This is a genomic window from Streptomyces sp. NPDC042002 (genome assembly GCF_055588305.1).
Window position 1 is genome coordinate 54,061 of the sequence record NZ_JBVJCT010000015.1, and the last position, 21,626, is coordinate 75,686.

A 21,626-nucleotide genomic window follows, 5' to 3' on the forward strand; every position below is an offset into this window, starting at 1 on the left:
GAAGGGTCCGGCCGGCTTGCTGTGGAAGGTCGGGCGGCCGGACCCGGAATTTCGGGGATGGTTCAAGCAGCGCGCTGTTCCTCGGGATAGGCGCAGGTCACGCACGATCCGAGCGAGGGCGGGATGACGTATCCGGCATCCCGGTGGCACTCGGGACAGGTGCGACGGGCACGCATCATCGCGGCGTGAGCCCGCCACCGCGCGGCCGTCATCGGCCGAACCGGCTCGGCGAGGTCGACGCGATACAGGTAGGCGACCAGCGGCGGACGTCCCCGCCGCCGCGGGCGTTCGAGCTGAGCGGCGACGTCCTGACCACCGGGCCGCAGGTTCCGGGCCCGCAGTTGGCGGCGGGTGGCGTAGCCGTCCGGGGCGAGGTGCCACCGGAAGACCGGCAGCGTGCTCACGCCGCGCCACGTCGGCCGGACCGGCGACCGGCGACCGACCCGAGCAGCCGCCCGAGCCGGGCGCGGCGAGAGCCAGAACGCCCGGACCGTTTGGCCGCGTACATCGCCTCATCCGCGCGACGCATCAGCGCCGACAGGTCCTCACCCGGGTGGTCAACGGCCCGCACCCACCCAAGGGACACCGTGGTGTGAACGTCCGGGGCGGTGTCGACCGGTCGGGCGAGGACCCGGGCGAGGATGTCCAGCCGATCGGCGACCGTGCCGTCTCGGTCGATCACGACGGCGGCGAACTCGTCCCCGCCCAACCGACCCACGACACCACCGGGGCCGGCGCCGTGGGCGAGCCGGGCCGCCACCGTAGTCAGCAGCACGTCACCGGCCGCATGCCCGTGGGTGTCGTTGATCCGCTTGAAGCGGTCGACGTCCGCCAGCACGACCACGGCGCGCGGGTCGCGCAACAGGCAGCGGCCCCGACGGGTGAACGCGTCCCGCGTCCACAACCCGGTGAGCGGGTCACGGCGAGCAGCCGTCAGACGTCCGTGCAACCACCGGACATGTACCGCCCACCCAAGAGCGGGCACGGCCGGTAAGAGGGCGGCGAGAGTGTTCACGGCGCCACCGCCCCGACGGCGCGCTCAGCGAGCAGGGCGTCACGCAGCATGCGGGCGTTCGCCGGCGAGGTACGCAGGGCCCGACGGATGCCCTCCCCGGTCACCTCAGCGTCCGCCCATCCGTCCGTCGCCTTCCGCGCCTCCGCCATTAGCTGATCGGGAGTACGGCGGGTGCGAGGAGACTTGGCAGCGACCGGGACGCGACCCGTCGCCCGACGCGGCGCGTGCGCCGCAGCTGAGACCGAACGAGCGGGAGCCGGGGCGATCGGGACCGGCTTCACCACCGGGACGACGGCGGACATCGACTTCATGCCGGCCGATTTACCGAGGTCGACCGGCACCGGGTCCGGCACCGTGAGCCGCGTCAGAACGACCGTCGGCGTGCCCGATTCGGGCAGGTCAGAGGTAGACCGTTCTCGACTACCTTCGGAAAATTCCTCCGCATTTGTGACTACAGGAAGGGTCGGGGTGCTCGTGCCGAACATCGAGGCGAGCGCAGCATCCGCACCGTCCGCGATCCGGTCGCGCTGAACGTCCAGCAGCCTCGATCCAAGAGCCGCGTCCCCGACCCCGACCTTGCGGGCCAGACGCCACGACGCCCGATCGGAGCGCTTCCGGACCCGGTCGACCTGATGGTGTGCGGCACGGGCCCGGTGGTAGGCGAGAGCCTGCACGATGTCGGCGGTACGCCGCTCGTTCTCCGCGTCCCGACCATCGGTGTGCACGACGATCCGGCGAGCGAGAAACGCCATGCCCTCCGCCGACACGGACATGCCCATCGGGGTCAGCGCGTAGATCACGGTCCGCCCCGGGTCCGGCGCGGCCATGGCGCCCATGACGGCGGCGGCGGCCGGCAACGCCCACAGCCCCACCCGCACGACGCGCGGCGAGGACTGGCCCAGCATCGTCAGCCCCAGCAGAACCAGGGCGAGCACGGCCGTGGCACCCTCACCGGCACCGAGCGCACCGAGCGCGGTCCCCGTGCCGTAGGCGTGCCCGATGTTGCTGTACGTACCGATCCCGCCGACCACACCCGTGGCGAGCATCGGCACGAACGCGGCCGTCAGAACACCGATCTGAACTTTCGTCAGAGACTTGCGGGGCTCGTTCATGCCGCTTCCCCCGCCCCCGACCGGAAACCGCGAACGGAGCGCAGGAACGGCACCGTACGGGTCAGCGCGTCCGCGTACAGGGCGTCCCAACCGGCGATCTCGTCACCAGCCTCTGCCTCCGCACGCAGGTCGGCGAGGACGTCACGGGCCGCGTCCTCACGGGCGGCACGCTCGCCGTCCGTCTCGAACTCCAACGGGCCCCGGAACAGGTCGATGTCGATACCGAGCGCCAGTTCCGCGAACTCGATGTCGCCGTGCGCTTCCTGGCCAGCGACGAAGGTGCGCATACGCATGGTGGATCTCTCCATTTCAGGTACGTCGGGATGGAGGCCGGAAACGGCGGGCTGTCCTTGTCCGGGAGTGCCGCCGCACCGGAATGTGCAGTGCCCCGGGGCGGATTCGATCCGCCACCTCGCGGCTGGCCGGGGCGTTTGTCGTGCAGTGGCTCTACTCGTTGTCGTCGTCCTGGATGTTGGCGCTGGCGCCCATGACGACGTCGCCGTGGACAATGCCGCCGGCGACGGCCACCTGGTCACCGAGGACCACGGAGCCGCCGAACGTGATGGCGCCGTCGCCGAAGTTGAAGACGGCGCCGCTCTGGCTGTCACCCATGTGCTTCTCCTCTGTGCTTGGCGATTGGAGTGGTCGTGTAGCGAAGGGCTGGCCCCCGCGAAGGTGCTGCGGAATTCAGATCGAGCTATGCCACTCACCGCCACAAAGGGCGGATCTGGGCAGGTCACCCGGCCCGACATGGGCGGTCGGGATGGTGACCCGCACCCATCGACCACCCGTGTTCAGGTAGCTGGGTCGGCACTCTCTTGAGTTCTTCGCAGCGCTGACTCCGGGCCGTGCATCCGGGCGCTGTTTACGCAGGTCAAGCGGGGTACTGAGACGCACCTCCCCGTAGGGAGCGAATCCCTTCAACTCTGCCTCAGAGTGCACTCTGAGGCAGAGTGCGTCAAGTGCTCTCACGGAACAAGCAGCGTGGGGCGCTGGTTCTACCTCTGAGGCAGGGGCACTATGAGGCAGAGGCAGAGACGAGGCTTGGGGTGCAGATGGTCGAGTGGACCGGCAAATTCGCCTACCAACAGGTGGCCGACGACCTACGGCGACGAATCGGGGATGACGAGTTCACCGAGACCGGACAGCTTCCCTCTCTGGCTCAGATCCAGGAGCGCTACAGCGTCACCGTGACCGTTGCCCGCGGCGCGATCCGCCAACTGACCACAGACGGCCTCGCCGTGAGCCACCAGGGCAAGGGAGCATTCCTGACCCCGGACGCCGCGCGCACTGCACAGCTCGCCGATCCGGCCGGGGCTGTGACGGAACTGCGCGAGGAAGTCAAGAAGCTGCGCACCGAGGTCGTAGAGCTGCGCCGACGGGTCGCAACTCTCGAAGGAAGCTGAACCTCGACAAAGCTGGGGTGAAGCCTCTGCGGCCGTGGCGCGGGTCATGTGCACTCCTCGTTCGGTGTGTGCACTAGTTCACAGCCGCAGCTCGAAAATCTGTATCACGTACCACTACGCGAGAAATTCCCGAGACTTTTGCACATCCGCTTACACATGCTCTATCACGATGTTTCATGGACCTACTCGGACCGCTACACTCACGGCTCCGAGTAACTATCTAGGAGGGGCAGATGGCTCGGCAGCACCCAGATTGGAACCCTGAACTTCTTCGCAAGCATCGCGAACAGATCGGGCTAACCCTGGAAGACACGGGGGAAAAGCTTCGTGAATTAGCGGAACGTCACGGCTTCAATATTGCCGCGAATTTCCAAACCATCTGGGGCCACGAGAAAGGGTCGGTTTACCCTGGTCCGCATTATCGACGGGCCTACTGCCGACTCTATCGACGCAATGAAGCGCAACTTGGCTTCCGTCGAGCCCTGCCCGGAGAGGATGCCCCCGTGGAATCCGTCGCCGCGCACCTTCCCGCCCCACGAGTACAGACGCACGACGAACAGCCCCAAGCCGTACGGCAGGCACTCAGCAGCATCCGGTCCGGCACGGACGATGCCGACAGCGAAGCACTCACAAACCGCGTAATCGACGCATGGCGACGCCGGACGGGCGGTGGCGTCACCGACGGCCCCACGGTTGTACTGGTTGGCGGGTTCGCCGGTTCCGGGAAGTCCGAGTTCGCGAAGTTTCTAGGAAGTCTGACCGGGTGGCCAATCCTCGACAAGGACTCCTTGACTCGCCCCCTCGTCGACCAACTCCTGATTGCACTCGGCGGGGAAGCACACGACCGGAGTTCTGACCTCTACCGCGAAAAAGTCCGCCCCTTTGAATATCGCTGCCTCATGGAAGCGGCTTGGGATAATGTGGACTGCGGGATTTCCACCATCCTTGACGCCCCATTCGTTTCCGAGTTTTCGCAAGCCGACTGGATGCAGCGATTCCAGAACCGGTGCCGCTCGAAGCGGGTTTCCGTCGCGACGATCTGGGTTCAATGCGACCCCGAATCTATGCGGGAGTACATCGAGTTCCGTGGCGCGGCCCGTGACGCCTGGAAGATGGAAGCGTGGGACGAGTACGTATCGTCACTCAACTTGGAGTTGCGCCCTCAGGGTCCCCACTTCGTAGTCGACAACCGCCTCGGCGCGGCCGTCGCCCTGGTCGACGAAGCACGCGATGTGCTGAGCGGCGGTGATCTGTGACGTCGTTCGGCGTGATCCTGTACGGGCCCCCCGGTGCCGGCAAGGACACCATCACCAGTGAACTGACCCGAATTCGTCGGCATTTCGCGCTCTACCAGCGGCTCAAGGCTGGACCAGGGCGAACAACGGGCTACCGGCTCACGACCACCGACCACATCGAAGACCTCTCCCGCGCGGGAGATCTCCTGTACCGGAACGCCCGCTACGACGCCGAGTACGCCATCGACCGGCAAGGGATCACTGCCCTGGTCAATGATGGCCGCATTCCTGTTCTTCATATGGGGCAAGTCGTCGGCGTTGACGCGGCGGCAGCCTTCCCCCTGCACTGGATTCGGGTACTCCTGTGGTGCCCACTGGACGTCACCGAGGCACGTTCCATCGGCCGCAAAGACAAGGACGTAGACGCACGGATCAAGGTCTGGCATGAGACCCGAGAGGACGTGTTGGCCCACGAAACAGAACCGTGGACCCTCGCACTCCGGACCGATCGACTCAGCCCAACCGAGTCGGCCAACTCCATCATCGACGCCGTCACGGCCACCGCCTCAGCCGAGATCCGGAACGTCCGAGAGTTCGTCGGATGACCACGCTCGGAGTCCTGCACCCCGGCAGCATGGGAGCAGCCGTAGCCGCCCAGGCTCTGCGTTCCGGTGCTGAGGTTCTGTGGTGCCCGGACGGACGCAGTGCGGGCACCGGGGAACGTGCCGAGCGATACGGGCTCACTCCGGTGCGAACCCTGAGCGAGATGACCGAGCGGGTCGACGTCATCCTGAGTCTGTGTCCGCCAGCCGCCGCGGAAGACGTGGCGCGGGCCGTCGCTGCTTGCTCGTACACCCGTATCTACGTTGACGGGAACGCCGTCTCCCCCACAACGATGGCCAACATCGGTGGCATCTTGCTGCGCTCCGGGGCGCTTGTGGTCGACGGCTCCGTGATCGGGTCTCCGCCGTCGGATTCGAAGAGCCCTCGCCTCTACCTCGCTGGACCGACCGAGGCCCTGTCGGCAGTCGTCCAGCTCTTCGCCGGAAGCGCCGTGCAGACGCGTCTCCTGTCGGGCGGGATCGGGAAGGCATCCGCCCTCAAGCTGTCGTACAGCAGTTACCAAAAAGCCAGCCGCGCACTGGCCGCCGTTGCCCACGCCCTCGCCAGTGACCACGGGGTGGAGGCGGAGCTACTGGACATCGCCCAAGGACGTACGACCAACTACCTCGCAGAGACCGCGTACTTCTCGAAGGTCGCCGCGCGGTCATGGCGCTGGGGACCAGAAATGCGGGAAGCCGCGCATGCCCTTGAAGAGGCCGGCCTTCCCACCGACCTGGCTGACGCCGCGGCCACCGTGATGGATCGGTGGACAGGGCTCAAGGACACGTCACCGGATCTCGCTCTCGTGCTGGATGAGTTGCACAAGGGTCCACAGTGCGATCCCACCTAGATCGTCAGCTCTCGCAGTAGCTCGATGGCCTCCGCGACATACTGCACCACGACGTCAGGCTTGCGGAGGCCATCGGCCCATTGACGGCCGCCAGCCACCCAGACCGTGCGCAGCCCCACTGCGGTTGCCCCTCCGATGTCTGTGGCGGGGTTGTCACCCACCATCCATCCCTCGGCGCTCAGCGGGAGACCACACTCGGCAGCGGCAGCCTCAAAATGGCTGCGCTCCGGCTTTCGAGCTCCTACGGCCTCCGAGATACAGATGCCGTCGAAGAGCGGTGCAAGGCCGGCCGCTTCGAGCTTGGCGCGCTGGATGTCGACCGCGCCGTTCGTCGCGACCCCGAGGAACCACCCCGCACCGCGCAAGGCGGCGAGCCCTTCTAGAACTCCGGGGAAACATCGCACCGAACGGGCGACACCGTCGACGTATTCGCGCCAGAGATCGCCCGGATCGTCCCTGAGACCAAGCCTCTCTCGAAGGTCCACGAAGTCTGCCGGGTAGGCCCGCTCCCGGAGTCGACTGCAGATGGCAAACTCCGCCTCGTGTGGCAACCGACGCGAACGCGTGAAACCGCGAGCCCAGTCCTCAAGGACCCCGCTACGGTCGATCAGAGTGTTGTCCAGGTCAAAGAGTGCCAGCACACCGCAACGCTACGCGATGGGTCACCACTGGCCAGAGCTAACCCATTTTGCTAGCGCCCGAAACATTGGCTCGCCTTCTAGCTGAACTCTTTCCACACAGGACATCATTACCACTTCCAGCACTTCCGGAACGCGAAGATGACGCCCAGCGTCCGAATTGAAGACCTGCCCGCACTCGTTTTTCATGAACCGAACGATTGCCAAGCTCACATCATGCCCTCTGATGTAGTCTCGAAATTCGTCACCGACTTTATCGCGATATGCAGAATATTCCGAATAGAGGGAATCAGGCGTATGTCCTTCTCGTTCATCACGAGGGACCAGGTTCAGCGTCAAACGGAATACTTCTTTGATTTTCGCTTCGGAGTGATCATCGAGATCCCACTTATTCAGCACGTTTTCCGACAAGGTGACGCCGACACCGCTTTCTCTGAGACACAATCGAATCAGAAAGAGGGCTAGCAAAGCTGGCCTAATCGCCGATATCAGGCTCGCGGGCGTGATGTAGTCGGGCGCTCCGAGAGACACACGTAGTAGCTTCGAAAGCGTTCGATCATTTAAGGCATAGGCTTCCATGGAAGAATAGTCAGTATAAAGAAGACCGCGAATCTCCGAATTTGGATCTTTCTGCAGGCTAGCAAAATCCTTGTCAGCGATTAGTGCTACAGCCGAGTGCTCCGGAATTCTGTCGGCGAGCTTTTGAGCAAGCCAAACAATTCGTCCACGCTGTCCAACTAGGAGACCTGCGCTCATTAGCTCTGCGTCAGAGATTTCCACACGATCCGATACCGCATACACGTTGCAGAGGGCAGGTGCGTCATTACCCAAGACATTTTCTCGGATAAAGTTCCTGTCCGATCTCCCCTCCGTATAGATGTCCCGCACGTCGGGCTCCACCTGGTACAGGGTGATCAATTCATCTACCGTTCTGCGGTAAGCCTCCGCCTGCAACGAATCCCCCTCTGGAAACGCGAGTACAACGGCAATTAGTCTTCGTCAAGTTCTCGGGGAGCTACCGGCGCAAGAGAGTCTCGATGACCCGTAATAACTTCAATGGAGTGAGTGGCAACGATAAATTGAACCGGCGACCCCTCGGTAAGCGACAGTAGCGCATTCATTAGCTGCCGCTGCCATTTCACGTTAAGGCTAAGTTCAGGCTCGTCAATCAAGAAGAGGCGCGTGCTCTGCCGAGCGAGAACAGTATTCAGGAGCAAGAGCAGGATTTGACGCTCACCGGATGAAAGACTCTCCGGCTGAAGCGCTTGACCATCGCTAGAAAGAACTCTAAGTCCTGCTTGAGTCTTATATCGAACCCTCTTCCCACTACTCTCGAAGAACCTATTCACTTCCTGTGTCAGGGTGGAAAGTAGCCGTACGACCCCGCTCAACGCATCCAGACGGGCTTCTTGCGCTTCCAAGAAAGGTTGCATCACAGCATCAGCTACCCCAAGCTGCTGGTCTGGGGTTCGGCGAAGAACATCGAGGAATGAGTCCTCTTTGAGGTTCGGCATAAGACCATAAGTGCTGTATTCTTTAGTTCTTTCTGCAATTTCTTTGAGCTTATCCGTAAGCTCTTGTCGTGTAACCGGATTGGCGCCGGAAGAGTTGCTTTGCGCGATCGTTTCGAGGATTCCTAGGTAGACAGTATTCGACCCCCTGGACCCGGACACGTTGCCAGTGATAACCATTTTTTGGATCATTTCATGCGTACGTGCGAGGGCGATCGCCAGCTCCGCCGTTACACCGCCCCCGTTTTGACGGTCTACATTCTCCTCCATTTCCACATGCCGCCGACTCCGACGTCGATTCATTCGCTCGATAGCATCGCCGTAGATTCTTCGATCGTCTGCGAGCATATAGGGCCCGGTACCCAAGCCTTTCAGATACCTGACAAAGGCATCCGGCCGCCTTTCCCTCGCCCGCGCGTTTCCCGCACTAAGCGAGAACCGCATGTCTGGACGCACATCTACTTCCCTCCACTCTGTCTCCGACCGAATAATCTCGATGCCCGCCATTGAACTTTCATCAAGTTCGAAGAGTGGCTTCTGATGCAAGATCTGAACAGTTGCTTCCGGGAGAATAGGAACCGGAATTACGGCTTCCCCGTCCGGCGCTTCCCGATAGACTTGCTCGACTACCCGCTTTTCTCCTCTGGAGACAGTGACAGTGAAGCCACCGACCAATCCGTTCGTTTTTACGAAATTGATAATATCGCCGCTACACAAATGGATCGTGAAGCGTTCGAATGGCGTCTTTCCGATCTCAGTTCGATGACTTTCTGTATCAGATGGGGAAAGTGCGTGCCAAAGTAGCTTGAGGACGGTTGTCTTGCCGCTGCCATTGTTGCCGTAGAGGAGGGAGAGTCGTCGACCTTTAGAATTGCCACTTTCTTCCCCTGTGAAATCAACAGGAAGATATTTACTCCCGAAGAGTCCATGGATCTCCAGAGAGGAGACGAGAGCACTTTCCTCGCCCATCATGAGAAGTCCTGGAGTCTGAGGGTGGCGCCCGACATGTAAGTCATGTAACGGAGCCTAGCTTTGAATACCCGGTCAAGTGGGGACTTTGCACACCTCGATCGTGATCTCCCGGTCCTGACCACACTGCTGGCGCGCAATCTCGTGCTGCAGTCGGCAGATGCCGGTGCCAACGGCTTTAGTGTCACGGCCTCACCGCATGCGGTCAGGGCGCCAGTGGTGGTCGGCCAGCGCCCAGTCGCCCCACAACCAACCCGCGCGTAGCAGCCCTCGCGAGACGGGCCCTTGCACACATACGGGGCTCGTCGCCGCTGCTACTGCTGCCGGGCTTCAGCGTTCTCGCGGATCGCGGCGGCGACGTCGAGCAGGGCGTAAGCGATGGTTGCCAGGCCCTCCCCGACGGCGTCGGTTCGGTCCTCGTCCCCCGTCCGGCCCACCGCCGCGTCTGCCTTGCTCTCCGCGTAGCTCCCGTCACGCTTTGATCCGGCATCCGTGGCCCTCCCTTTCCCCCTGTCCCTCCGGCGGATCTATGTGCTAGCTCCCCCGCTCGGGACACCACCAAGCGTCAGAACACACCAGCCTTACGAGCCTAGTTCCCGATAAGCACACATCAGAAGCAGCACGGGCGATCACTGGCCAACTCGCCCTCCCCGCAAGGCTCGTCGATGTAGTTTCAGGCGAGCGCCGCCGCGATCCGGCGCCCTGACTGCGAGAGGATCGAACGTCAGATGGAGACCGCCAGCGCAGCACGGATACAACTACAGGAACGCCAGCAGGAGCTGCGGGCTGAGCTGGAGAAGGTACAGCGGCAACTGGACCACCTGGACACGAAGGTGGCCGTGTCGAAGTGGTGGCAGGCGCCCAGTGGACCGATGGGGCGAGGCACCGTCTACCACACAGGCCTGGACGCGCGGTGCCGGCCGGGGGACCGGCCGGATGAGATCACCTTGTACGAAGCCCTGCAGGCGGGACTTGTCCCGTGTCGCAAGTGCAGGCCGAAGAAGCCCTAGTTAGTGCCGTGGCAGGTAACAGCCACCCCTGGAGGGCACAACGAGGGCACAACGGCTCCACGCGGGTCCAACGGCAACCAACCCCAGCAAACGCCAACTTGCCTGCTCAGCGACGTAGCTTGACAGCCCCCGCAGACCATGCCCGAAGGGGCGGCACCCCCGCACAGGGTGCCGCCCCTTCGTTCTGGATGCCGGGGCCCGTCGCCGGTCGGTGAGGGTGAGGTGACCGGTGTGGGCTCCGGGGTTTCTACCGGTGGTCGCTGCCCTTCGAGGTGGAGGCCGCGCGGCCCGCTTCCAGGCGGGCGACGGGGATCCGGAAGGGGGAGCAGGAGACGTAGTCGAGTCCCACCTCGTGGAAGAAGTGGACCGACTCGGGGTCGCCGCCGTGCTCGCCGCAGACGCCGAGCTTCAGGTCGGGGCGCGTCGCGCGGCCGGCCTGGACCGCGGACTTCACCAGGGAGCCGACGCCGTCCTTGTCGATCGTCTCGAACGGGCTGACACCGAAGATGCCCTTCTCCAGGTACGCGGTGAAGAAGGAGGCCTCCACGTCGTCGCGGCTGAAGCCCCACACCGTCTGGGTGAGGTCGTTGGTGCCGAAGGAGAAGAACTCGGCCGCCTCGGCGATCTGTCCGGCCGTCAGCGCGGCGCGCGGCAGCTCGATCATCGTGCCGATGGCCAGCTTCAGGTGCACGCCGGTGGCCGCCTCGACCTCGGCGATGACCTGGTCGGCCTCCTCGCGGACGATCTCCAGCTCCTGGACCGTGCCGACGAGCGGGATCATGATCTCCGCGCGCGGGTCGCCCTTGGCGTTCTTGCGCTCGGCGGCCGCCTCCGCGATGGCCCGTACCTGCATGGTGAACAGACCGGGGATGACCAGGCCGAGGCGCACACCGCGCAGGCCCAGCATCGGGTTCTGCTCGTGCAGCCGGTGCACGGCCTGCAGGAGACGCAGGTCGTTCTCGTTGGAGTCCTTGCGGGACTCGGCGAGCGCGACGCGCACCGACAGATCGGTGATGTCCGGCAGGAACTCGTGCAGCGGCGGGTCCAGCAGACGGACCGTCACCGGGAGGCCGTCCATCGCCTCGAACAGAGCGACGAAGTCCTGCTTCTGGAGCGGCAGGAGCCCCTTCAGGGACTCCTCGCGCTCCGCGTCGGTGTCCGCGAGGATCAGCCGCTCGACGAGCTCGCGGCGGTCGCCGAGGAACATGTGCTCGGTGCGGCACAGGCCGATGCCCTGCGCTCCGAAGCGGCGGGCGCGCAGCGCGTCCTCGGCGTTGTCGGCGTTGGCGCGCACCCGCAGCCGGCGGACCCGGTCCGCGTAGGCCATGATCCGGTGCACCGCGGCGACCAGTTCGTCGGCGTCGTCGGCGCCCGCGTGCATGCGGCCCTCGAAGTACTCGACGACCGGGGAGGGGACCACCGGGACCTCGCCCCGGTAGACCTTGCCCGTGGAGCCGTCGATCGAGACGACGTCGCCCTCCTCGATGACGATCCCGCCCGGGGCCGTCATACGGCGCCGCTTGGTGTCGACCTCCAGCTCCTCCGCGCCGCAGACACAGGTCTTGCCCATGCCGCGGGCCACCACGGCGGCGTGCGAGGTCTTGCCGCCGCGCGAGGTCAGGATGCCCTCGGCCGCGATCATGCCGTCGAGGTCGTCGGGGTTGGTCTCGCGGCGGATCAGGATGACCTTCTCGCCGGAACGGGACCACTTGATGGCGGTGTACGAGTCGAAGACCGCCTTGCCGACCGCGGCGCCCGGCGACGCGGCGATGCCCCGGCCGATCTGGTCGACCTTCGCCTCGTCGTCGAAGCGCGGGAACATCAGCTGCGCGAGCTGGGCGCCCGTGACCCGCTGGAGCGCCTCGGCCTCGTCGATCAGGCCCTGGTCCACGAGCTGCGTGGCGATGCGGAAGGCCGCGCCCGCCGTGCGCTTGCCGACGCGGGTCTGGAGCATCCAGAGCTGGCCGCGCTCGATGGTGAACTCGATGTCGCAGAGATCCTTGTAGTGGTTCTCCAGGGTCTCCATGATCTGCATGAGCTGGTCGTACGACTTCTTGTCGATCGACTCCAGCTCGGCGAGCGGGACCGTGTTGCGGATACCGGCGACGACGTCCTCGCCCTGGGCGTTCTGCAGGTAGTCGCCGTACACGCCCTGGTGGCCGGAGGCGGGGTCGCGGGTGAAGGCGACGCCGGTGCCGGAGTCGGGGCCGAGGTTGCCGAAGACCATCGAACAGACGTTGACGGCCGTGCCGAGGTCGTGCGGGATGCGCTCCTGGCGGCGGTAGAGCTTGGCGCGGTCGGTGTTCCAGGAGTCGAAGACCGCGTGGATGGCGAGGTCCATCTGCTCACGCGGGTCCTGCGGGAAGTCCCGGCCGGCCTCGGTCTTGACGATCTTCTTGAACTTGGTGACGAGCTTCTTCAGGTCGGCCGCTTCGAGGTCCGTGTCGACGGTGACCTTCTTGAGGACCTTCGCCGCCTCCAGCGCCTCCTCGAAGAGCTCGCCGTCCACACCGAGGACCGTCTTGCCGAACATCTGGATGAGACGGCGGTACGAGTCCCACGCGAAGCGGTCGTCGCCGGACTGCCGCGAGAGGCCCAGGACGGACTTGTCGGAGAGCCCGATGTTCAGGACGGTGTCCATCATGCCGGGCATGGAGAACTTCGCCCCGGAACGGACGGACACGAGCAGGGGATCGTCGGCCTGGCCGAGTTTCTTGCCCATCTTGGCTTCGAGGGCGTCGAGGTGCGCACTCACCTCGTCACGCAGTGCCGCCGGCTCCTCGCCACTGTCGAGGTAGGTCTTGCACGCCTCGGTGGTGATGGTGAAGCCGGGCGGGACGGGAAGTCCCAGGTTGGTCATTTCGGCGAGGTTGGCACCCTTGCCCCCGAGCAGGTCCTTGAGGTCCCTGTTGCCCTCGGTGAAGTCATAAACGAACTTCGCTCCACCAACGCCGCTTTCGGCTACGTGGGGATCTTTGTTTTCCGACACGAGTCTCGACTCCTCGACGTCGCGGTGGCTGCCCTGACGACGGGGAACATACCCAGATCGAAGGCGTCTGGGTACGTCCACTTGCGCGTCATGCGCCTGTAACCACTCGTCCGCCACCAGATCAAAAGTCAAGGCTTGGCAAGCCATCGGGCGGCGATGTTTTCACTTCTTGAACGAATCAACGCACATAGATCGCTCCGGACGCTCAGGTGAGCAAGCTTCGACACGTCTGAGTTTAATCGATGAACGATCAGAGGGTGGCACTGAGTGCCACCCCTTAGGGAAGTGCAGCCGCTCAAGATCCGCTCATCTGAGCGTGGCCCCTATCAAGGGTGGCGAGAATCACGCCACCAGGAGAAGCCAGATTTCATCATGCGGACCACGATCCGGACACGACACACGGATGTCACACACCGATACCCCGCACGGGTGACCCCGCGACGGCGGGCCTCGGACCACGGTCCCCGCAGGGGTTGCCCCCTGAACGGGCGACCCTCGGGGCGCGCGGCCCGGAGCCCGGGCGCCCGTCAGACGCCGAGGGCCGCCAGCCGCTCCTCGACCCGCTCCGGTGCGTACAGGTACTCCACGACCATCGCCCCGGCGCCCACGAGCCCGGCCCGCTCGCCGAGCCGGGAGGTCACCACGTCCAGATGAGCGGTGGAGCGGGGCAGCGCCCGCTGGTAGAGGAGCTCGCGGACACCCGTGAGGAAGGGGGTTCCGGCCAGATCCCCGGCGATCATCAGTACGCCCGGGTTGAGCAGCGTCACCACGGTGGCCAGGACGTCCCCGACCTGCCGGCCCGCCTCCCGGGCGAGCGCCATCGCCTCGGGGTGCCCGGCCGCCAGCAGGTCCCGCACATCCGAGCCGGACGAGGCCGGGACCCCGGACTCCACGAGCCGGCGCGCCACCGCGCCGCCGCTGGCGACGGCGGCCAGACAGCCGTACGAGCCGCACCGGCACAGCGCGTCGGCGCCCACCCGGATGTGCCCGATGTCGCCGGCCCCGCCGTCGACGCCCCGGTAGACCGTGCCGCCGACGACCATGCCCGCGCCGATACCGGTGGAGACCTTGACCAGCGCGAACGCCGAGCAGTCCGGATAGCCGGCGCGCTGCTCCCCGTACGCCATGAGGTTCGCGTCGTTGTCGACGAGCACCGGTACGCGAGCGGCGCCGGTGCCCGCGTGCTCGGCGAAGGCGCGGCCCAGCCGGCCCCGTATGTCGTAGCCGTCCCAGCCCGGCATGATCGGCGGCTGCACCACGCGGCCGGTGTCGCTGTCGACCGGGCCCGGCACCGCGAGCCCGATGCCGCAGACGGCGTCGGCGTGCCGCCCGGACTTCTCCAGCAGCTCGGCGAACCAGCGTCCGAGCTCGCCGAGCACCGCCTCGGGGCCGTCGTCGATCACCAGGGGTCCCCCGTGCTCGGCGAGGATCTCCCCGGTCAGGGTGAGGACGGCGGCCCGGCCGTGCCGGGTGTCGAGGTCGGCGGCGAGGACGACGGCGTGCTCGTCGTCGAACTCCAGGGTGATGGAGGGGCGGCCGCCGAGCGGGGAGTCGACGGGGCCGCCGGCCCCCTCGCGGAGCCAGCCCGCGCGGAACAGCCGGTCCAGGCGCTGGCCGACCGTGGCCCGCGACAGACCGGTGGCCCGCTGGAGCGCCCCGCGCGTGGTCGCCCGGCCGCTGCGCACCAGTTCGAGCAGTTCTCCGGAGCTTGCCTGGTTACCGGTCTTCACGGTCCTCCCCGCCCTTTTCTGTCATGCGCACCCTCTTGCGTTCCCCAACTCTGCATTACATATTGAGTTTTGCGTGTTAAATAGACGTAACCCTACGGCAGCTACTGCCGAACTGGCCGGTCGGACGTCTTCGGGGAGACCTGAGTGGACAGCACAACCCAGCTCACCGCCCTGCGCAGGGGGCCCATCACCCCCGTGCGTACCTCCGGCACTCCGGCGCACGCCTCCGGCCCACCCACTTCGCCCGGTCCCGGGGAGATCGTCCGTAGCGGATCACCTGTATACGATCCCGCGGATCCGTCGGGGTCCCTGCACCTCAGGGCGTCCCGGGTGCTGAACGGCAACTGGACGGGAACGTCCACGGTGCCCTCGCGCGGCCTGTACCCGCACCAGTGGTCCTGGGACTCCGCGTTCATCGCGATCGGCCTGCGCCATCTGTCCCCGCTGCGGGCGCAGACGGAGCTGGAGACCCTGCTCGGCGCGCAGTGGGCCGACGGGCGTGTCCCGCACATCGTGTTCAACCCCTCCGTCCCGCTCGACGCGTACTTCCCGAGCCCCGACTTCTGGCGCTCCTCGACCGCCGGGCGCGCCGCGGGCGCCCCGCGCACCGTACAGACGTCGGGCATCGTGCAGCCACCGGTGCACGCGCTGGCGGTGTGGCTGGTGCACCGGGCGGACCCCGGGCTGTCCAGGGCCCGCTCCTTCCTCTCCCGGATGTATCCCCGGCTGGCGGCCTGGCACCGCTATCTCCTGCACCGCCGGGACCTGGGCGGCGGCGGCCTCGCCAGCGTGGTCCACCCCTGGGAGCAGGGCATGGACAACAGCCCCTGCTGGGACGCCCCGCTCAGCCGTGTCACTCCGGCACCCGCCCGTTCCTTCCGGCGCGCCGACCTCGACCACGGCGCCCCCGAGGACCGGCCGACGGACCTCGACTACGGGCGGTATGTGCGGCTGGCCGCGGACTACCGGGACCGGGGGTACGCCGACGGCGGCGGCGAGTTCGCCGTCGAGGACCCGGCGTTCAACGCCCTGCTGATCGCCTCGGAACACGCGCTGGCCCGCATCGCGCGGGAGCTGGGCGCGACGGGGACCGCCCGCCACGCGCGCGCCGAGCGGCTGACGGCTGCGCTGGTGGAGCGGCTGTGGGATCCGGCGGAGGGCATGTTCTTCTGCCGCGACGAGCGGGCCGGTGGCAACGGCGGGGGCGGTGCGCTGATTCCCGAGCGCAGTGTCGCCGGGCTGCTCCCCCTCATCCTCCCCGCGCTGCCGCGCGACATCGCCGCCACGCTCGTACGAACCGCGGGCGGGCCGCGTTTCGGGCTGGGCGGGGCGACGCGGCTCGCACCCAGTTACGACCTGACCGGCGAGGCGTTCGATCCGCACCGCTACTGGCGGGGGCCGGCCTGGTTCAACACCAACTGGCTGCTGGAGCGCGGACTGCGGCTGCACGGGGAGCAAGGACGGGCGGACGCGCTGCGGGCCGCCCTGCTGGACACCGCCGGGGAGTCGGGGTTCGCGGAGTACGTGGACCCGTTCACCGGCGAGGCCTGCGGAGCGCTCGGTTTCAGCTGGACGGCGGCATTGACGCTCGACCTGCTGCACGAGCCCTCCGGGGCGGCGTCGGTCGTGTCCCCGAAGGGGCGCGACGCGTTGATCGACACGGCACACAGCACTGCGGGACAGCGCGTATTCGAGTTCGAGACGGGCGCCAAGGGAGGGGACCGGGGATGACGGACCGGCATCATCTGCTCGTGCACGGTGGAACGTTCGCCGCCGTGGGCGACGGCGGGGACATCAGCGGAGTACGGGGCGGCAGTTCTCCGGACGGATTATTCGTACGGGACGCCCGGCACCTCAGCCGCTGGCAGCTGACGGTGGACGGCGCGGTGCCCGAGGCGCTGACGCCGGTCGCGGACGGTGACACGGCACGCTGTGTGCTGGTCCCGCGGGGCGGTCGCAACGAGCCGCCCGCGTACACGCTCTTCCGTGAACAGGCCGTCGCCGAGGGCTCGTTCGTGGAGGCGCTGCGCGTCACCAGCAATAGTCCGACGGCCACCACGGTCCGGATCGCGGTCACCGCGGACGCCGACTTCACGGATCAGTTCGAACTGCGCTCCGACTACCGCACGTACGCCAAGACGGGCGTCGTGCGCCAGCGCCAAGTCCTCGACGACGGCGTGGAGTTCAGCTATCGGCGCGGGGAGTGGCAGTCCCGTACGACGGTCACCTCCGAGCCCGCGCCGGACGGGGTGGAGGAGACGGGCACGGGCGCGCGTCGCCTCGTATGGACCCTCGACCTCGAACCGCACGGTTCTGCGGAGCTGGCGCTGCGGGTCGCGGCGCGTCCGCACGGCGCCGCGCACGAACCGAGCGTGCCCGCCTCCCCTGCCGCGGCCAATGAGCGACTCCTCGCTCTGGAAGGCGAGTTCGCGCAGGGGGTGCCCTTCCCGACCGGCTGGCCCGAACTGGCCGCGGCCTGCGCGCGGGGCCTGTCCGATCTGGCCGTCCTCCAGGTGCCCGCGACGGGCCTGGACGGCGAGGAGCTGCGGGTGCCCGCGGCCGGAGTCCCCTGGTTCCTCACCCTGCTGGGCCGCGACGCGCTGCTCACCTCGCTCTTCGCGCTGCCCTACCGGCCCCAGCTGGCCGCCGCCACCCTGCCCGCGCTGGCCGCCACCCAGGCGGTCGAGGTGGGGCTGGGCGCGGTCGCCCAGCCCGGCAAGATCGTGCACGAGGTGCGGCACGGCGAGCTGGCGCACTTCGGGCAGGTGCCGTACGGGCGTTACTACGGCTCGGTGGACGCCACACCGCTGTTCCTGGTGCTGCTCGGCGCCTACACCGAGCTGACCGGTGACGTGGCCCTGGCCCGCCGGCTTGAGCCCAACGCCCGTGCGGCGATCGGCTGGATGCTGGACCACGGCGGGCTGACCTCGCGCGGCTATCTCGTCTACCGCGCGGACGGCGGCGGCCTCGCCAACCAGAACTGGAAGGACTCCCCGGGCGCCATCTGTTCGGCCGACGGCAGCCGCCCCACCGGCCCGGTGATGGCGGCGGGCGCGCAGGGTTACGCGTACGACGCGCTGCGCCGCACCGCGCACCTGTCCCGCACGGTCTGGGACGACGAGGTGTACGCGGCGCTCCTCGAACAGGCCGCCGCCGATCTGCGCGACCGTTTCCAGCGGGACTTCTGGATGAGCGAACACTCCTTCCCCGCGCTGGCGTTGGACGGCGACGGCCGGCATGTCGACGCGCTCGCCTCGGACGCGGGCCATCTCCTGTGGTCCGGTCTGCTGGACAAGGAGTACGGCGAGCTGGTCGGCCGCCGGCTCCTCGAACCGGACTTCTTCTCCGGCTGGGGCGTGCGCACGCTCGCCTCCGGTCAGTCGGCGTACCACCCGCTGTCGTATCACCGGGGTTCCGTCTGGCCGCACGACAACGCCCTGATCACCTTGGGGCTGGCACGGTACGGCCTGCACGACGAGGCCCGTACGGTGGCCCACGCGCTCGTGGACGCGGCCACGGCCGCCGGTCACCGCCTGCCCGAGGTCCTCGCGGGCTACGGCCGCGACACCCATGCCGAACCGGTGCCCTACCCGCACGCCTGCGTACGGGAGTCCCGTTCGGCGGCGGCACCGCTGGCGCTGCTCACGGCGGTGGGCGGCGCCTAGCGGGTCCGGTCCGGTGCGCGCGCGGGCGGCGCGCGCACCGGACATCGGGCGGATCAGCACCGTACGTCCGGCGGATCAGCCGCCCGAGGTGTCCGGTCAGCCGCCGGAGGTGTCCAGTTCGGCGTCCTCGGAGACTCCCGCGCAGTCGTAGGGGTCCTTCAGCCAGCCGTCCGGCAGGACGACCCTGTTGTTGCCGGAGGTACGGCCTCGCGGTCCGTCGGCACCCGTCGGCCACGGCTGGTCGAGGTCCAGCTCGGCCAGCCCGTCGGAGAGTTCGGCGAGCGAGGAAGTGACGGCAAGACGCCCCCGCATCTCCGAGCCCACCGAGAAGCCCTTGAGGTACCAGGCGACGTGCTTGCGGAAGTCGATGACGCCCCGCGCCTCGTCGCCGATCCACTCACCGAGGAGCGTGGCGTGGCGGACCATGACGGCCGCGACCTCACGAAGGGTCGGGCGGGCGTACTCCTCGCGGCCCTCGAAGGCGGCCACCAGGTCGCCGAACAGCCACGGCCGGCCGAGGCAGCCACGGCCGACGACCACGCCGTCGCACCCGGTCTCGCGCACCATCCGCAGCGCGTCGTCCGCCGACCAGATGTCGCCGTTGCCGAGGACGGGGATCTCCGGCACGTGCTCCTTCAGCCGGGCGATGGCGTCCCAGTCGGCGGTGCCGCCGTAGTGCTGGGCCGCGGTGCGGCCGTGCAGCGCGATGGCCGTCACGCCCTCCTCGACCGCGATCCGTCCGGCGTCGAGGAAGGTGATGTGGTCGTCGTCGATGCCCTTGCGCATCTTCATGGTGACGGGCAGGTCCCCGGCGCCGCTGACGGCCTCGCGCAGGATCGCGCGGAGCAGGTGCCGCTTGTACGGGAGGGCGGAGCCGCCGCCCTTGCGGGTGACCTTGGGGACCGGGCAGCCGAAGTTCAGGTCGATGTGGTCGGCGAGGTCCTCTTCCGCGATCATGCGGACGGCCTTGCCGACGGTCGCGGGGTCGACGCCGTACAACTGGATCGAGCGCGGCGTCTCGGTCGCGTCGAAGTGGATCAGCTGCATGGTCTTCTCGTTGCGCTCGACCAGCGCCCGCGTGGTGATCATCTCGCTGACGAACAGTCCCTTGCCGCCGCTGAACTCCCTGCACAGCGTGCGGAACGGCGCGTTCGTGATCCCGGCCATGGGGGCCAGGACGACGGGCGGCCGCACCTGGTGGGGGCCGATCGAGAGCGTGGAGTTCAGCGTGGAGTTCACGGTGGACGTGGGCGTGGGCATTCCCCCATTGTGGCGCACGGCGCCGAGTGCTCGCACGGAAGACCGTGTAGGAGTCATTAGTTAGACACACTATCGACAGCGGCGTACATTGAGGGAATGCCTGAGCTCAGCCACCGTCACCGGATGCTGGTGCTCGCGATCTGCTGCATGAGTCTGCTGATCGTGAGCCTCGACGTCACGGTTCTGAATGTCGCCCTGCCCTCGATGCAGCATGAACTGCACGCGAGCGTCGCGGGCATGCAGTGGACCATCGACGCGTACACCCTGGTCCTGGCCTCCCTGCTGATGCTCGCGGGTTCCACCGCCGACCGCATCGGCCGGCGCAAGGTCTTCACGGTGGGCCTGGTGCTGTTCACCATCGGCTCGGTGCTCTGTTCCCTCGCCCCGAACCTCGACATGCTCATCGTCTTCCGGATGGTCCAGGCCGTCGGTGGCTCGATGCTGAACCCGGTGGCGATGTCGATCATCACCAACACCTTCACGGACCCGCGCGAACGCGCCCGCGCGATCGGCGTCTGGGGTGCCGTGGTCGGCATCTCCATGGCCGCCGGACCGCTGGTGGGCGGACTGCTCGTCGACACGGTGGGCTGGCGGTCGATCTTCTGGATCAACCTCCCCGTCGGTCTCGCCGCGCTCCTGCTGACCCTGCGCTTCGTCCCCGAGTCCCGTGCCCCGAGGGCCCGCCGCCCCGACCCGGTCGGCCAGCTCCTCGTGATCGCGCTGCTCGGCTCCCTCACGTACGCGATCATCGAGGCCCCCACCTCCGGCCTCGTCCACACCCTCGCCTTCTCCGTGATCGCCCTCGCCGCGCTCCTCGGCCTCCTGTGGTACGAGCCCCGGCGCGACGAACCCCTCATCGACCTGCGGTTCTTCCGCTCGGTGCCGTTCAGCGGGGCCACCGTCATCGCGGTGAGCGCGTTCGCCGCGCTCAGCGGATTCCTGTTCCTGTCGACGCTGTACCTACAGAACGTGCGTGGTCTGAACGCCCTGCACGCCGGCCTGTGGATGCTGCCCATGGCGGCCCTGTGCTTCGTCTGCGCGCCCGTATCGGGACGGCTCGTCGGCAGCCGCGGTCCCCGGCCGTCGCTGCTGATCGCCGGTGTCGCGATGACCGTGAGCGGTGTGCTGTTCGCCGCGTTCGAGGCGGAGACGTCGAACGTCACGCTGGTCATCGGCTATGTCTTCTTCGGTATCGGCTTCGGGTTCGTGAACGCGCCCATCACCAACACCGCCGTCTCCGGGATGCCCCGTTCCCAGGCGGGCGTCGCCGCCGCCGTCGCCTCGACCAGCCGGCAGATCGGCGGCACCCTCGGTGTCGCGGTCATCGGCGCGGCCCTCGCCTCCGGCATCAGCGCCTCCGCCTACCGGGAGACCTTCGTCCCGGCCTCCCGCCCCGGCTGGTGGATCATCACCGCCTGCGGTGTCGCCGTCCTCGTCCTCGGCGCGCTCACCAGCGGACGCCGGGCCCGCGCGTCGGCCGAGCGCACAGCCCGCCTGCTGGAATCCCCGGAGATCCGCGAAGCGGCCGGCGTACGGGCCCAGGACCCGTCCACCGCCTGACACCTCCACCGGCTGACCGGGCCGCCGGCCCCGGCCCACGGGCCCGGCGGCCCGGAACGCGTCGGGCCCGTCC

Annotated in this window: 20 protein-coding genes; 8 read left to right on the forward strand and 12 right to left on the reverse strand. The window is 67.3% G+C overall.

Annotation, left to right across the window (positions count from 1 at the left end):
* Nucleotides 1–62: 62 nt before the first annotated feature.
* The 5 genes from ACZ6KY_RS22600 to ACZ6KY_RS22620 all read right to left on the reverse strand — a co-directional run bounded on the left by ACZ6KY_RS22600 (nt 63) and on the right by ACZ6KY_RS22620 (nt 2,739).
* Nucleotides 63–404, reverse strand: a complete 342-nt coding sequence (locus tag ACZ6KY_RS22600) for an RRQRL motif-containing zinc-binding protein (protein ID WP_469312085.1) — start codon at nt 402–404, stop codon at nt 63–65.
* Complete coding sequence (locus ACZ6KY_RS22605) at nt 401–1,015, reverse strand: GGDEF domain-containing protein (RefSeq protein WP_469312086.1); 615 nt, start codon at nt 1,013–1,015, stop codon at nt 401–403. The genes ACZ6KY_RS22600 and ACZ6KY_RS22605 overlap by 4 nt, the downstream gene beginning before the upstream one ends.
* Entirely contained in the window at nt 1,012–2,127 is a 1,116-nt protein-coding gene (locus ACZ6KY_RS22610) for a conjugal transfer protein (RefSeq protein ID WP_469312087.1), read from the reverse strand. The genes ACZ6KY_RS22605 and ACZ6KY_RS22610 overlap by 4 nt, the downstream gene beginning before the upstream one ends.
* Nucleotides 2,124–2,414, reverse strand: coding sequence for a hypothetical protein (locus tag ACZ6KY_RS22615; RefSeq protein ID WP_469312180.1), 291 nt, complete (start codon nt 2,412–2,414; stop codon nt 2,124–2,126). Before ACZ6KY_RS22615 ends, ACZ6KY_RS22610 begins: the two co-directional genes overlap by 4 nt.
* Before the next feature lie 160 nt (nt 2,415–2,574).
* A complete protein-coding gene (locus tag ACZ6KY_RS22620) occupies nt 2,575–2,739 on the reverse strand; it encodes a hypothetical protein (RefSeq protein WP_469312088.1) in 165 nt (54 codons plus the stop codon).
* A gap of 443 nt (nt 2,740–3,182) precedes the next feature.
* Here ACZ6KY_RS22620 and ACZ6KY_RS22625 point away from each other — a divergent pair, with 443 nt between their 5' ends.
* The 4 genes from ACZ6KY_RS22625 to ACZ6KY_RS22640 all read left to right on the forward strand — a co-directional run bounded on the left by ACZ6KY_RS22625 (nt 3,183) and on the right by ACZ6KY_RS22640 (nt 6,221).
* Entirely contained in the window at nt 3,183–3,533 is a 351-nt protein-coding gene (locus ACZ6KY_RS22625; RefSeq protein ID WP_469312181.1) for a GntR family transcriptional regulator, read from the forward strand.
* A 233-nt stretch (nt 3,534–3,766) separates the two neighbouring features.
* The gene (locus ACZ6KY_RS22630) at nt 3,767–4,789 is read left to right on the forward strand and encodes a P-loop nucleotide/nucleoside kinase family protein (RefSeq protein ID WP_469312089.1); all 1,023 of its coding nucleotides are present in this window, start codon (nt 3,767–3,769) and stop codon (nt 4,787–4,789) included.
* Entirely contained in the window at nt 4,786–5,373 is a 588-nt protein-coding gene (locus tag ACZ6KY_RS22635; RefSeq protein ID WP_469312090.1) for a guanylate kinase, read from the forward strand. The genes ACZ6KY_RS22630 and ACZ6KY_RS22635 overlap by 4 nt, the downstream gene beginning before the upstream one ends.
* Nucleotides 5,370–6,221 (forward strand): NAD(P)-dependent oxidoreductase, encoded by an 852-nt coding sequence (locus tag ACZ6KY_RS22640; RefSeq protein ID WP_469312091.1) that lies wholly within the window; start codon nt 5,370–5,372, stop codon nt 6,219–6,221. The genes ACZ6KY_RS22635 and ACZ6KY_RS22640 overlap by 4 nt, the downstream gene beginning before the upstream one ends.
* On the opposite strand, the gene ACZ6KY_RS22645 is transcribed toward ACZ6KY_RS22640, so the two are convergent.
* From ACZ6KY_RS22645 to ACZ6KY_RS22660, 4 genes are all read right to left on the reverse strand, one after another.
* The gene (locus ACZ6KY_RS22645; protein ID WP_469312092.1) at nt 6,218–6,862 is read right to left on the reverse strand and encodes an HAD family hydrolase; all 645 of its coding nucleotides are present in this window, start codon (nt 6,860–6,862) and stop codon (nt 6,218–6,220) included. The two genes, ACZ6KY_RS22640 and ACZ6KY_RS22645, sit on opposite strands and share 4 nt — an antisense overlap.
* Nucleotides 6,863–6,883: 21 nt before the next feature.
* Nucleotides 6,884–7,759: a hypothetical protein gene (locus ACZ6KY_RS22650; protein ID WP_469312093.1), complete on the reverse strand. Its 876-nt coding sequence runs from the start codon at nt 7,757–7,759 to the stop codon at nt 6,884–6,886.
* A gap of 89 nt (nt 7,760–7,848) precedes the next feature.
* Nucleotides 7,849–9,342, reverse strand: a complete 1,494-nt coding sequence (locus ACZ6KY_RS22655) for an AAA family ATPase (protein WP_469312094.1) — start codon at nt 9,340–9,342, stop codon at nt 7,849–7,851.
* Nucleotides 9,343–9,653: 311 nt separating this feature from the next.
* Nucleotides 9,654–9,776 carry a hypothetical protein gene (locus ACZ6KY_RS22660; protein WP_469312095.1) on the reverse strand — a complete coding sequence of 41 codons (123 nt, stop codon included), beginning with the start codon at nt 9,774–9,776 and terminating at the stop codon, nt 9,654–9,656.
* A gap of 291 nt (nt 9,777–10,067) precedes the next feature.
* Between ACZ6KY_RS22660 and ACZ6KY_RS22665 the strand changes: the two genes are divergently transcribed.
* Nucleotides 10,068–10,349: a hypothetical protein gene (locus ACZ6KY_RS22665; RefSeq protein ID WP_469312096.1), complete on the forward strand. Its 282-nt coding sequence runs from the start codon at nt 10,068–10,070 to the stop codon at nt 10,347–10,349.
* Nucleotides 10,350–10,596: 247 nt separating this feature from the next.
* Here the strand turns inward: ACZ6KY_RS22665 and ppdK are convergent, their stop codons facing one another.
* Nucleotides 10,597–13,338 (reverse strand): pyruvate, phosphate dikinase, encoded by a 2,742-nt coding sequence (gene ppdK / locus ACZ6KY_RS22670; protein WP_469312097.1) that lies wholly within the window; start codon nt 13,336–13,338, stop codon nt 10,597–10,599.
* 527 nt (nt 13,339–13,865) lie between these two features.
* A complete protein-coding gene (locus ACZ6KY_RS22675) occupies nt 13,866–15,068 on the reverse strand; it encodes an ROK family transcriptional regulator (RefSeq protein WP_469312098.1) in 1,203 nt (400 codons plus the stop codon).
* A gap of 258 nt (nt 15,069–15,326) precedes the next feature.
* Here ACZ6KY_RS22675 and ACZ6KY_RS22680 point away from each other — a divergent pair, with 258 nt between their 5' ends.
* Both ACZ6KY_RS22680 and ACZ6KY_RS22685 read left to right on the forward strand, forming a co-directional pair.
* A complete protein-coding gene (locus tag ACZ6KY_RS22680) occupies nt 15,327–16,799 on the forward strand; it encodes an MGH1-like glycoside hydrolase domain-containing protein (protein ID WP_469312182.1) in 1,473 nt (490 codons plus the stop codon).
* Nucleotides 16,796–18,733 (forward strand): amylo-alpha-1,6-glucosidase, encoded by a 1,938-nt coding sequence (locus ACZ6KY_RS22685; RefSeq protein WP_469312099.1) that lies wholly within the window; start codon nt 16,796–16,798, stop codon nt 18,731–18,733. The genes ACZ6KY_RS22680 and ACZ6KY_RS22685 overlap by 4 nt, the downstream gene beginning before the upstream one ends.
* A 96-nt stretch (nt 18,734–18,829) precedes the next feature.
* Here ACZ6KY_RS22685 and dusB read toward each other — a convergent pair whose 3' ends face one another.
* Entirely contained in the window at nt 18,830–19,993 is a 1,164-nt protein-coding gene (dusB, locus tag ACZ6KY_RS22690; protein ID WP_469312100.1) for a tRNA dihydrouridine synthase DusB, read from the reverse strand.
* A 96-nt stretch (nt 19,994–20,089) separates the two neighbouring features.
* Here dusB and ACZ6KY_RS22695 point away from each other — a divergent pair, with 96 nt between their 5' ends.
* Nucleotides 20,090–21,553: an MFS transporter gene (locus tag ACZ6KY_RS22695; protein ID WP_469312101.1), complete on the forward strand. Its 1,464-nt coding sequence runs from the start codon at nt 20,090–20,092 to the stop codon at nt 21,551–21,553.
* Nucleotides 21,554–21,626: the final 73 nt, after the last annotated feature.